This is a genomic window from Paenibacillus dakarensis, assembly GCF_001373415.1.
Lineage (GTDB): Bacteria > Bacillota > Bacilli > Paenibacillales > Paenibacillaceae > Paenibacillus_AQ > Paenibacillus_AQ dakarensis.
The window spans coordinates 1-13,339 of the sequence record NZ_CDSE01000038.1 but is presented as its reverse complement, the minus strand read 5'-3'; the positions used below and the strand labels follow the sequence as shown (position 1 = coordinate 13,339).

Here is a 13,339-nt window from a genome sequence, read left to right as displayed (position 1 = left end):
GGCTTTACTAAAGTAAGTTAACCTGTTAGGTAAAAGCAGAATGGAGGCATACCTCATGAATATAGTTCCAGAGCCGCTTTCGGGCGCTTCACGTCTGGCACAGGATTACATGGACCGTTTCGATTTAGTGAGCGGGTTTTACGGTGGTAACTATCGTGACGGACACAGCTGGGTACAGCGTTTGGACTGGCTTGATCGAACTGAGGAGAACCGCATAAGCCGCAAGGCATTAGCAGCTTGTCTTCGATCATATAATGAAAGATTTAATCCACATGAAGCGGTACATAAATCTCTTGATTTATTGGAGCAGGAAGGTACCTTGGTAATTACCGGGGGACAACAGAGCGGTTTATTTACGGGACCGATGCTTGTTGTTCATAAAGCGGTCACGATTATTCAGGCAGCTAGAGAGGCTGAGAAGAAGCTGGGAAGACCGGTGGTTCCTTTGTTTTGGATTGCAGGGGAAGACCATGACTGGGATGAAGTGAATCATACCTATGTTATGTCGGACGAACTTGAGGTAAGCAAGATAAGAATGCACCATAAAGAAAGCTCACGAACTTCCGTTAGCTTTACAGCGGTTAAAGAAGAACAGTGGAAGCGTGTGCTGGATGAAATGCAGCAGCTGCTGCAAGACAGCGAACACAAGTCTACGGTCATGGATTTGCTTCGCAAAGCCGTAATGAGTTCGGCAGGCCTCAGTGATGCATTTGCTAAACTGATGGGTGAAATGTTCGGTAAATATGGTCTTGTTCTGCTAGATTCAGCAGATCCAAACCTGAGAGCATTGGAAATACCAATATTCGAAAAAATAATCCGAAAGAACGACTCTTTAGGCCAATCCTATCAGTTAGCAGCAAGGGATATGATGGGTCTCGGGTATGATCTTCAAGCCGATGTAGCCGAGAATGGCGCAAACTTGTTTTACCTTAAAGGGGATAAACGAATTCTGCTGTTCAAGAACAACGGGGAATTTACAGATCGAAAAGGCCTCGTTTCCTTCTCTGAAACCGAGCTTCTTGCCGAGCTTATAGAGCATCCGGAACGGTTCAGTAATAATGTATTAACCCGACCTATTATGCAGGATTCCTTGCTCCCGGTGCTGGGTACTGTACTGGGCCAAGGCGAAATATCTTACTGGGCAATTACGCGGTATGCTTTTGAAGAGATGGGGCTTCAAATGCCCTTGATCTTGCCCCGGATGTCTTTTACAATCGTGGATAGTTCCTCGCAAAAATATATGGAAAAATATAATCTGACATTCCAGGAAATTCATGCAAGCTTCGAGGTGAAAAGGAAGGAATGGCTTTCAGGCATATATGGTCTCGATTTGGACCAACGCTTTGAAGAGACGAAGGAGTCGTTTAATCGGCTTTATGAGCCTCTGCTGAAAGAGCTGTCGGATCTGCAGCCTGGGCTGATGAAGCTGGGACAAAGTAATCAAGCGAAAATTCTGGCCCAAATGGATTTTCTGCTGAACAAAACGAAATCATCCCTGGAACAGCAGCAGGACGCTTTATTGCGGCAATGGGAACTGATTCGTCAATCGATCGCTCCTCTTGGCCGGCCCCAGGAAAGAGTGTATAACATTTACTACTATCTTAATCGGTATGGACTTTCATTAGTGGATGAGCTTATGAGCATTCCTTATGACGATTCGGGTATTCACCGGGCTGTATATCTCTGATTTTTATTGCTCAGACAGGTTTTAAGCATAGCGTTTGAATATATTATAGTCGTACTGCAAATTTCATGTTTAGGGAGGCTGTCTTATGAGCTCGATGTCAATTCAGAATAGCGTTATCAAGGATTTGAAGCTTGCACCGGAAGGACATTTGAAAATTGATTGGGTGGAGGCGCATATGCCTGTCCTCAATCGGGTGCGAAAGCAGTTCGAGGAGGAACAGCCGTTCAAGGGACTGAAAGTAGCAATCTCCCTCCATCTTGAAGCGAAGACAGCTTATCTGGCCAAGGTTGTACAGGCTGGAGGCGCCGAGGTTACAATTACGGGAAGCAACCCGTTATCTACACAAGATGATGTATGTGCGGCTTTGGTAGAGGATGGAATTACAGTCTTCGCCAAATATAATCCTGAGCCTGAAGAGTATAAAGAACTCCTTATACGAGCTCTGGAGACCAAGCCTGATCTCTTAATTGATGACGGTGGCGACCTCGTCACGATTCTCCACGCGGAGCGCCCTGATCTGCTTGATGGAATTAGAGGCGGAGCCGAAGAGACGACAACCGGTATTCTACGTTTGAAGTCACTGGAAAAGGAAGGCGCGCTGACCTTCCCGATGGTTGCTGTGAATGATGCATACTGCAAATATCTGTTCGATAACCGTTATGGTACCGGACAATCGGTATGGGATGGAATCAACCGGACGACGAATTTGGTTGTAGCAGGCAAGACTGTCGTCGTAGTTGGATACGGTTGGTGTGGAAAAGGAGTAGCTATGCGGGCTAAGGGACTCGGCGCGAATGTCATTGTTACCGAAGTCGATGCCATTAAAGCAGTTGAAGCATATATGGACGGCTTCCGTGTGATGCCGATGGGTGAAGCAGCCAAGCTTGGTGACTTTTTCGTAACAGTTACTGGTAACCGGGATGTCATTAGTGGAGAACATTATGATGTCATGAAGGATGGAGCGATTCTGTCCAATGCAGGACACTTTGATGTTGAAGTAAACAAGCCGGATTTGGCTTCCCGTTCGACATTGGTACGAACTGTACGTCGTAATATTGAAGAATACCAATTGCATGATGGCCGTAAAATCTACCTTCTTGCAGAAGGGCGCCTCGTAAACTTGGCTGCAGGTGACGGCCATCCGGCGGAGATTATGGATATGACCTTTGCGCTGCAAGCTCTCTCCCTGAAATATGTGAATGATAATTATAACAAGATTAGCAGCCGGGTCGTGAACGTTCCTTATGAACTGGATGAACAGGTGGCGCGTTATAAGCTAGAAAGTGTTGGAATCCATATTGATAAGCTTAGTGAAACGCAAACCGCTTATTTGAATAGCTGGGCACAGCACTAATCCTTGCGGGGCAAGGTTTTAAGCTGTCTTGTTGAAACCCTTATCGAATTCAGTATTGAATTCTGATAAGGGTTTTTTTGAGGTGTGAAGCGAGCAGACCGAAGAAAAAAACTATGAGCTGCTTGAAGGAATTTGATTCTTAATGCCGAATCTATTATCCTAAAGTGGTGGAAAGTGGTGCAAAGTGGGGATTCGGGGTTAAGGGAGTGAGTGGGCCTGATGTTTATGGGGGAATTTCAGCATAGCATCGATGACAAGGGGAGAATCATCATCCCTGCAAAGTTCAGGGATCTTCTTGGCAGCTCTTTTATTGTAACCCGTGGATTAGACCAGTGCCTCTTTGTATATCCCACTGAGGAATGGGCTATTATGGAACAAAAGCTTAAATCCCTCCCCCTCATGAAGTCTGACGCACGTGCGTTCACCCGCTTTTTTTTCTCAGGGGCGACGGAATGTGAATGGGATAAACAGGGAAGGGTAAATCTGCCAGGCAATTTGCGGGAATTCGCGAAACTCGATAAGGAATGCGTTGTAATCGGCGTTTCAAACCGAGTGGAGATTTGGAGCAAAGAGCAGTGGCAGAAGTACTACGAGCAATCAGAAGAAGCATTTAATGACATCGCTGAGAAACTGGTCGATTTTGATTTTGACCTATAACCAATCCGCATCATCATTACATGCGGAATGAGTAGACAATTATGGAGGGCTGCAGCTTGTTTCATCACATCACGGTGCTTAAAGAAGAAGCAACAGAAGGGCTGCGCATCAAACCAGACGGTATATATGTTGACTGTACACTGGGAGGAGCGGGTCACAGCTCGCTGATTGCTTCCAAACTGGGCCAAGAAGGACGCTTGATTGCACTAGATCAAGATGACTGGGCACTTGATAACGCGAAAGAGGTTTTGAAACCCTATGGGGACAGGGTTACTCTGGTCAAGACGAATTTCCGCGATTTGGAGGAGGTACTCAGCAGCGAAGTCGGTCGTGACGAGGATAACCCACCGCTGGTCGACGGTATTTTGTTTGATTTGGGCGTATCATCCCCGCAATTTGACGAGGGAGAGAGAGGGTTCAGCTATAATCACGATGCACCGCTCGATATGCGGATGGATCAGTCTGCAGAGCTTACGGCAGCAGACATCGTGAATGAATGGTCAGAACAGGAAATCGCCAAGATTTTGTTCGAGTATGGTGAAGAGAAATTTTCAAGGCGGATCGCCAAGGTTATTTGTGAAAGGCGGGCCATTAGCCCCATTCAAACCACAGGGCAATTGGTCGATATGATTAAAGAAGGTATTCCGGCTGCGGCACGCAGAACGGGAGGCCATCCGGCAAAACGCAGCTTTCAGGCATTACGTATTGCAGTGAATGATGAACTGGGCGCATTTAAGGATGCATTACATCAAGCCGTACGCTGTTTAGCACCGGGAGGACGGGTTTCCGTCATTACTTTCCACTCTCTGGAGGACCGGATTTGCAAGCAGATATTTAACAGTTATATTCCGAAGTGTACTTGTCCGCCCGACTTTCCGATGTGTGTATGCGGAGGCGGCCAGGGTACCTTGAAACTTGTGAATCGGAAACCGATCGTACCTAGCGAAGCAGAGTTAGCGCTTAATCCCCGCGCTCGTTCGGCCAAGCTGCGTATCGCAGAAAAGTTATAGCATGCTTAGAAATACAAAATGAAGGAGAAATCAGCCATGGCCTATACCCGCGGCAATTTGGCCGTACAGGAAAGACAGAAGGAACAGCAATTACAATATGTGGAGAAGACGACTGTCATTAAGCGTCGGTCTCAGCTGCCGAAGAGAGAAAAGCTTCTCTACATCATGTCTGTGTTATTTGTTGTTGTAGTGATGTGCTTGATTGGAATGAGCCATGTGAGAATTTACGATATGAATCGTCAGATTCAAAAAGCCGACTCTCAAATCGACACGCTGAACAAGGGCATCGACACACTTCAGGTGAAGAAGCAAAATTTGGAGATGGGGATTGTCCAGAAGGCAAAAGAGCTCGGCTATGTACAGGCTGAGCAAGGAGATGCAATTCATGTACCCGCAGCAACAGGGACAACAGATACACCTAATGTACCGTCGGGACAAAACTAGAATAACAGTGAGGTTGGACCGATGATAAAAAAAATTAAAATGCGTACATTGCTAATAGGGGGAGTAATTACCCTCTTTTTTGCTTTATTGATTGGACGTGTTTTCTATCTGCAGGTCATTGATAATGAATTTTGGCAGGAAAGAGCGATGGCAAACTGGAACCGAAAGGAGACATTAATCGCTTCCCGGGGGACGATTACGGATCGGGATGGAGACATTCTGGCGATGGATGCACCGACTTATACGGTTACTCTGAATCCAAAGGTAATTCATGAAAATGATCTTGTAGATGATGTCGTTGATGGCCTTAAACGAGCATTAGGCAAAAGTGATTCTGAAATCAGAAAGCTTGCAACTGCCAAAGCTGATGGAGAATACCGGGTCTACCGTGAAATTCGAAATAACGATGAGGAGCAGAAAGACCAGGTCCTTGCCCTTAAGGAGAAGCTGGAAATGCAGCTGAAGAAAGCGGGTAAGATTGCAGATTCAGGCATTTCAGTGGTTACCGAGAAGAAACGGTATTACCCGAGAATGACATTAGCCGCTCATTTGTTAGGCTTTACAGACCGGCAGCAAGGGGCTGCAGTGGCAGGGTTTGAGAAGTATTTTGATGATCAGCTGAAGGGTGTTAACGGCTTTGCGAAATACCAGAGTGACAAAAAAGGGGTTAAGGTTCCTTCTGCTGACGAGGTTTACCAGCCTCCCAAAAATGGAAAGAATTTTAAGCTGACGATCGATGATACAATCCAGTATTATATCGAAGACGCGATGCGTGAGGCATATGAGCAATATAATCCCGTCAGTATGACGGTTATTGCAGCTGATCCCAACACAATGGAGATTTTGGGAATGGCGAATATGCCAACTTTTGACCCAAATACATATTGGGAATACGATGTAGAGAGTTATAGAAATCACGCAGTCAGTTCAACATATGAACCTGGTTCAACATTTAAGATTGTCACGCTTGCGAGTGCCATTCAAGAGAAATTGTTTAATCCGGATGCTACTTATAAATCCGGCTCAATCAAAGCTGGAGGAAGAACACACCGTGACATTGAGGCTGGCGGATGGGGAGAAATCACTTTCCTGGAAGGTGTAAAGCGATCCAGTAACGTCGCCTTTGTAAAACTGGGTTACGAAATGCTCGGTAAAGAGCGATTGAAGAATTATATTAATGCTTTTGGTTTTAGTGAAAGAACGGGGATCGATCTGCCGGGTGAAGGTCTTGGTCGTATGAATATGGAAAAAGATATTGATATATCAACCGTTCCCTACGGCTATGCAGTGTCAGTTACTCCAATCCAGCAGCTCGCTGCAATATCCGCTGTGGCAAATGGCGGTAAACTGATGAAACCTCAAATTGTGAAAGAAATTGAGGATCCGAATACCGGTGAAAAAACAATTATTGAACCTGAGCTTATTCGTCAGGTGATCAGCCCTGAGACTTCCAGAAAAACAAGCGAGTATCTGGAGCAGGTCGTAGCTGACCAAGAAAAGGGTACTGGTCATTTTGCCTATATTGAAGGCTATCGTGTAGCGGGTAAAACGGGTACAGCCGTTAAAGGGGATTATAGTGATAATTCCAAAGCCGTTGTATCTTTTATCGGGTATGCTCCTGTTGATGATCCGAAAATTGCCGTGCTTGTCATCATTGACGAGCCGAACGAGAAGGTCGGCGGCGGAAGAGCAGCAGCACCGGTATTTCAAAAAATTGTATCCCAGACCCTGAAGCATTGGGGAGTTCCTAAGTCTCAATCACAAGACAAGCAGGACAAACAGGATAACAAGAAAAAGACTAATGCTTCAAACCTCCCTAAAGTTGCAGATTTGGCAGATATGAAAGTGAGTGAGGTTAAAGCCAAGCTTCTCGCTGAAGGAATTGCATTTGAAACGTTAGGACAAGGAAGTACTGTTAAGAAGCAGTATCCGCCGCCTGGAGCATCCATGACAGCCGGGCAGAAAATCTACCTTTTGACAGAGGAAGGAACTGCAATGAAGATCCCGAATCTTAAGGGTGAATCGCTAAGAGATGCGATGGAGGTTCTCACCTTAATGAAGGTGCGGGTTCAAGTGCAGGGAGAAGGTTATGTTTCCGAGCAAAAAGAAATAACTGAAAAGGGTCAGCGTGTCGTCTACCTTACGCTTCAATCCGCTGCAGATACCGTCAAGGAAGCTGCCTCAGCCGAGACCGGTGAAGAGACGGATGGTGCCGGTCAGGATAAGACTGAAGCAGAACACGAATAGCTTGTTCTAACCCCTGGTTGTCCCGAATACTCATGTGATAAACGCATTTCATGAGCTAATGGGTTCGATTGGGGGGGGGAGCAAGTTGAAAGTATCTAAGGTATCTCAAAGACGGAGACTGCTTTGGGCTCTGCTGCTGCTGATTCTGTTGTTCGCTGCGCTTGTTGTCCGGCTTGCATATGTTCAGATTGGTAAAGGAGCGGAGCTCTCAGCAAAGGCAGAGGAGTCTTGGAGGCGCAACATCCCGTTCACAGCGGAGCGGGGAGAAATATTGGACCGTAATGGAGAGGCGCTTGTTACGAATATCAGTACGCCAACGATTATGGCCATCCCGGTTCAGATCAAAGAGCCGGATCATACCGCTAGAACACTTGCTTCATTGCTTGATATGAACGAAGCTGATGTAAAAAAGATTATTACGAAGCGAGGCTCCATGGTAGAGCGGCTTAAACCCGGCGGACGGAAAATTACGATGGAGCTCGCTCAGAAGATTCGTGATTTAAAGCTGCCGGGTATCGTTGTTGCTGAGGATAATATGCGTTACTATCCTTTCGGTGGTCTGGCTGCTCATATTCTAGGCTTTACCGGGATTGATAATCAGGGTTTAACAGGAACGGAAAAGATGTTTGATGACAAGCTGAGAGGGCTCAATGGCAGCATATCCTATCTGTCTGATGCGGGCGGACGCTTAATGCCAGGTTCTTCGGAGAAATACATGAAGCCGAGAGATGGATTAAATCTGGAACTTACTATTGATAAATCCATACAGTCCATTATGGAACGTGAATTGGATCAAGCGATGGTTAAATACCAAGCGAATGCAAGCTGGGCCATTGCCATGAATCCGAAGAACGGTGAAATTCTGGCTATGGCAAGCCGACCGGGTTATTCCCCGGGAAAGTATAAGGAATTTGCTCCCGAGATCTACAACCGGAATCTTCCGATCTGGATGACCTACGAGCCAGGCTCGACATTCAAGATCATCACACTTGCAGCTGCGCTCGAAGAGGGAAAGGTTAACCTGAAGAATGAGCATTTCTTCGATCCCGGCGCTGTGGAGGTAAGTGGAGCAAGACTTCGCTGCTGGAAAAAGGGAGGACACGGAAGCCAAACGTTTATGGAGGTTGTTCAGAACTCCTGTAACCCAGGCTTTGTGGCACTCGGCCAGAGGCTTGGAAAAGAGACATTATTCCAATATATCCGCGACTTCGGATTTGGAACGAAGACAGGTGTGGACCTGATCGGCGAGGGAAATGGTATCTTGTTTAAGCTGTCCAACGTTGGTCCGGTAGAATTGGCTACCACCGCATTTGGACAGGGGGTTTCCGTGACACCGATTCAACAGGTAGCTGCCGTTTCTGCTGCTATCAACGGCGGGAAATTGTATCAGCCTCATATCGCCAAAGCTTGGGTACACCCGGAGACCGGCGAGGTAATTGAAGAGATAAAGCCTGAACCCGTGAGGCAGGTTGTTTCAGAGAACACCTCCATGCAAGTGAGAGAAGCGCTGGAGAGTGTCGTTGCAAAAGGCACCGGGCGTCCGGCCTTTATTGACGGCTACCGGGTTGGCGGCAAAACAGGAACAGCTCAGAAGGTAATTAACGGTCGGTATTCTTCAACAGAGCATATCGTCTCCTTCATCGGTTTTGCACCGGCAGATGATCCGCAAATCGTTGTATATACGGCAGTAGACAATCCGAAAGGCATTCAGTTCGGAGGCGTTGTAGCGGCACCGATCGTACAGAATATTCTAGAGGATGCACTGCATTATATGCAGGTTCCACAACGTAAAGATCAGCTTCCAAGAGTGTACAAATACGGAGAGACACCGACGGTAACGGTACCGAACCTCATTGGTGCCACCGTACAGGACCTTTATGAAGATTTGAACATGAATTTTATGCTTGCCAAATCAGGCACCGGAGATACGGTAATCAATCAAGCTCCCAAGCCGGGCAGCCGTGTGGAACGCGGTTCAACGATCCGGATCTATATGGGGAAAGGTTCGTCTGAAGATTAGCATGCTCACCAGCTGTCATATCTGCTGTAAATAGAGATATGAATAGTAAGTGTGCACATATGGAGGGATGACGATGAAATTAAATGAATTGACATCCGTTTTAGCCTCTGCTGTGTTAATAGGCAATGGCGAGGTTAACTGCTCAAGACTTCAGGCGGACTCAAGAAAGGTGATTCCCGGTGATTTATTCATCTGCCTCCCGGGCCATACCGTTGACGGACATGATTATGCAAGTGAAGCTGAACGAAAGGGAGCGGCCGCTCTTGTTGTAAACCGGCGGTTGGATACAGCTTTGCCTCAGGTTTTGGTTAAGGATTGCCGATTTGCGATGGCTGCTCTTGCAGATGCGTTTTATGGGCATCCAAGCCAGCGCATGACAATCATAGGTGTGACCGGTACGAACGGAAAGACAACAACAACCTATCTTATTGATAAAATTATGAGTGATTTTGGGCTTAAGACCGGCCTGATCGGTACGATTCATATGAAGTATGACGGAAAAAAGATTCCAATGCCCGGAACAACCCCGGAGGCGCTGGAACTGCAAAAAAGTCTTAGTGACATGGTAGAGGCAGGTACGGAGTTCTGTGCAATGGAGGTATCTTCCCATGCGCTTGAGCAGGGCAGAGTGAAGGGAACAGATTTTCGAACGGCTGTATTTACGAATTTGACACAGGACCATCTGGACTATCATAATTCGGTGGAAGAATACAAGAATGCGAAAGGACTGTTTTTTTCAAGACTGGGCAATGCTTTTGCCAAGGATCCGAAGCATCGGAAGTATGCAGTTCTTAATGCAGATGATAAAGCTTCCGCAACATTTGCGAAATTGACAGCCGCCGAGGTCATCACATATGGTCTGAATGATACGGCGGATGTTCGCGCTGCTAACATTGCCATTACTGCGCAGGGGACTTCATTTCATGTGGATACCTTTCGGGGGAGCGCAGATATATCGCTGAAGATGATAGGCAAGTTCAATGTGTATAACACACTGGCTGCGATCACCGCAGCACTGCTTGAAGAAGTGCCGCTTCAGACCATTAAGAAAAGCCTCGAATCAGTTTCCGGGGTAGAGGGCAGAGTCGAGGTTGTTGATGAAGGGCAGCCATACGCGGTTATTGTGGATTACGCTCATACACCGGATGGGCTGGATAATGTGCTCCGTACAGTGAAAGAATTTGCTCAAGGACGCATTTTAACGGTATTTGGCTGCGGAGGCGACCGGGATCGAACAAAGCGTCCATTGATGGGGAAAATTGCAGCCAGGCTAAGTGATATGGTATTTATTACGTCTGATAATCCACGAACTGAGAATCCCGAGTTCATTCTGAAGGATATTGAAGCAGGCCTGCTGGAGGACCGTGTATCAGAAGAGCGATACCAGCTTATTGTAGACCGCAGGCAAGCAATTAAAAAGGCTATTGAAATGGCAAGCCCGGGAGATGTAGTATTGATTGCGGGGAAAGGCCATGAGACCTACCAACTGATTGCGGGAAAAGTGTTTGATTTTGATGACCGCATCGTTGCAAAAGAAGTGATAAGGGGCAGAAAATAGTGATTCATAAACCATTAAGAAGCATCGCCGCTATGTGCGGCGGTGCGCTTACGCGTAAACAAGCTGAAGAAGTTATGATTCAAGGTGTAAGTACAGACTCCAGAAAAATAAATAAGGGCTGTCTCTATGTACCATTGGCAGGTGAACGATTTGACGGTCACGACTATGCAGATCAGGCACTCGCTTCTGGAGCTGGGGCTATTTTGTGGCAGGAGGATCATGGTACTCCGCCCGAGGGTCCGGTGATTCTGGTACAGGACACACTGGTTGCCCTGCAGTCATTGGCATCTTCTTATCTGAAGGAGAGTGAAGCCAAGGTTGTTGGGATTACCGGCAGCAACGGTAAAACAACAGTGAAAGATATGGTCACAGCGCTGCTTGAGACAAAGTTCAAGGTCCACAAAACACAAGGCAATTTCAATAATCAGATTGGACTTCCGCTTACTGTACTAGATATGCCGGAAGATACAGAGATTGTTGTACTCGAAATGGGAATGAGCGGACGCCACGAAATAGAGCTGCTGTCCTCGATAGCACAGCCAGACACGGCGATCATTACCAATATAGGAGAATCTCATTTGCTTCAACTGGGCTCCCGTGAGGAAATTGCCAGAGCGAAGGTAGAGATTATTAGCGGAATGAAGCCAGGTGGATTGTTGATTTATCACGGGGATGAGCCGCTTATCCCGATGGTGCTGGCTGAGCCGGAAACCAAGAAACCTGATTCTTTCAACACCTTTACCTTTGGTACGGAGCAGGACAATGATGACTATCCAACTGGCATCATGTTTCATGGCAGGGGAATTATTTTCACTTCCCATCGACATAGCGGAGAAGGCTTCAGCCTGCCGCTCTTGGGGCGTCATAATGTGATCAATGCACTGGCAGCATTGGCTGCAGCAGAGCACTACGGTGTCAGTGATGAGCAAATCCGAGAGGGATTCTCAGGACTGCGCCTGACAAGCATGAGAATTGAGTGCATAGAGACAGAGCATGGGGTAACCGTGCTGAATGATGCATACAATGCGAGCCCTGTGTCTGTGAAGGCTGCTTTGGACGTATTAGCTGATATGAAAGGCTACCGCCGCCGGATTGCTGTGCTCGGGGACATGCTTGAGCTTGGGGACAATGAACAGGAATACCATGCCGAAATAGGACGTTATCTATCACCGGACATGGTTGACATGGTATATACTTATGGTCCGCTTTCAGTTCACACGGCAGAGGCGGCAAGCCCGCATTTACCTGAAGGACAGGTAATAGCGTTTTCGGATAAGCAGGCTTTAATCGATGCTTTAGTTCAAGAAGTGTCCAATAAAGACATCGTCTTGGTTAAGGCTTCCCGGGGCATGAAATTAGAAGAAGTTGTGGATGCACTTAAGAGCTTGCACAACGGAACAGCATTGTAAGGGGGTGATTTCATGGACTTTCAACTGTTATTGCTGACGATCGGCGTATCGTTCGTACTTGCTGTCATATCCGCACCGCTGCTTATTCCATTGCTTCGCCGGATGAAATTTGGTCAGCAGGTTCGGGACGATGGTCCGCAAAGTCACCTGAAAAAAGCCGGAACGCCTACGATGGGCGGCGTTATTATTCTACTTGCCTTTACACTGACTTTTTTAAAGTTTTCACCGGTGGATACCAACTTTTATGTTCTGCTGGTAGGTACGCTTGGATTTGGCTTGATCGGATTCCTGGATGATTACGTGAAGATTGTCTTCCGCCGCTCTCTGGGGCTGACGGCAATTCAAAAACTGCTTGGGCAGCTTTTATTTGCTGGTATCATGTGCTGGCTTCTTATTTCAAACGGCCACAGCACTGCGATCGGGGTTCCCGGCACAGACTGGTCTTTTGACTGGGGCGGCTGGTTCTACTATCCTTTTATCGTGATTATGATGCTGGCGATAAGCAACGCTGTTAACTTTACGGACGGACTGGACGGATTGCTATCCGGTGTCAGCGCGATTGCTTTCGGAGCTTATGCGCTTGTTGCAATTCAGTCAACATCGTTTGCTGCTGCCTTTTGTGCTGCTGCAATGATCGGAGCCGTTCTCGGGTTTCTGGTATTTAATGCACATCCGGCTAAAGTATTCATGGGAGATACAGGTTCTCTCGGAATTGGGGGTGCCATCGGCGCCATCGCGATCGTAACCAAGAGCGAATTACTCTTTTTGGTGATCGGTGGGGTGTTTGTAGTGGAGATGTTATCGGTTGTTCTGCAAGTGGTTTCGTTCAAAACGAGAGGGAAACGCATCTTCAAAATGAGTCCGATTCATCATCACTTCGAGCTGTCCGGCTGGTCGGAGTGGCGAGTGGTTATTACGTTTTGGGTTGTAGGAATTATATTGGCGGGACTAGG

At 47.1% G+C, this 13,339-nt stretch carries 10 protein-coding genes; all 10 read left to right on the top strand.

Annotated features, from left to right (window positions below; all coding sequences use genetic code 11):
* The first annotated feature begins 55 nt into the window (after positions 1-55).
* Entirely contained in the window at positions 56-1,687 is a 1,632-nt protein-coding gene (gene bshC, locus BN1234_RS10525; RefSeq protein WP_054956622.1) for a bacillithiol biosynthesis cysteine-adding enzyme BshC, read from the top strand.
* Positions 1,688-1,772: 85 nt separating this feature from the next.
* On the top strand, positions 1,773-3,041 hold the full coding sequence (locus tag BN1234_RS10520) for an adenosylhomocysteinase (RefSeq protein ID WP_054956621.1): 1,269 nt from the start codon (positions 1,773-1,775) through the stop codon (positions 3,039-3,041).
* A 219-nt stretch (positions 3,042-3,260) separates the two neighbouring features.
* Positions 3,261-3,698, top strand: coding sequence for a division/cell wall cluster transcriptional repressor MraZ (gene mraZ, locus BN1234_RS10515; protein WP_054956620.1), 438 nt, complete (start codon positions 3,261-3,263; stop codon positions 3,696-3,698).
* A gap of 56 nt (positions 3,699-3,754) precedes the next feature.
* Entirely contained in the window at positions 3,755-4,708 is a 954-nt protein-coding gene (rsmH, locus tag BN1234_RS10510) for a 16S rRNA (cytosine(1402)-N(4))-methyltransferase RsmH (RefSeq protein WP_054956619.1), read from the top strand.
* A gap of 36 nt (positions 4,709-4,744) precedes the next feature.
* Positions 4,745-5,152 carry a hypothetical protein gene (locus BN1234_RS10505; RefSeq protein ID WP_054956618.1) on the top strand — a complete coding sequence of 136 codons (408 nt, stop codon included), beginning with the start codon at positions 4,745-4,747 and terminating at the stop codon, positions 5,150-5,152.
* A gap of 21 nt (positions 5,153-5,173) precedes the next feature.
* Positions 5,174-7,399 carry a penicillin-binding transpeptidase domain-containing protein gene (locus tag BN1234_RS10500; RefSeq protein WP_054956617.1) on the top strand — a complete coding sequence of 742 codons (2,226 nt, stop codon included), beginning with the start codon at positions 5,174-5,176 and terminating at the stop codon, positions 7,397-7,399.
* Positions 7,400-7,484: 85 nt separating this feature from the next.
* The gene (locus BN1234_RS10495; protein WP_054956616.1) at positions 7,485-9,419 is read left to right on the top strand and encodes a stage V sporulation protein D; all 1,935 of its coding nucleotides are present in this window, start codon (positions 7,485-7,487) and stop codon (positions 9,417-9,419) included.
* A gap of 73 nt (positions 9,420-9,492) precedes the next feature.
* Positions 9,493-10,977, top strand: coding sequence for a UDP-N-acetylmuramoyl-L-alanyl-D-glutamate--2,6-diaminopimelate ligase (locus BN1234_RS10490; RefSeq protein WP_054956615.1), 1,485 nt, complete (start codon positions 9,493-9,495; stop codon positions 10,975-10,977).
* A complete protein-coding gene (locus BN1234_RS10485; protein ID WP_054956614.1) occupies positions 10,977-12,386 on the top strand; it encodes a UDP-N-acetylmuramoyl-tripeptide--D-alanyl-D-alanine ligase in 1,410 nt (469 codons plus the stop codon). Before BN1234_RS10490 ends, BN1234_RS10485 begins: the two co-directional genes overlap by 1 nt.
* Before the next feature lie 12 nt (positions 12,387-12,398).
* On the top strand, positions 12,399-13,339 hold a 941-nt coding region (gene mraY / locus BN1234_RS10480; protein WP_054956613.1), incomplete at its 3' end, for a phospho-N-acetylmuramoyl-pentapeptide-transferase.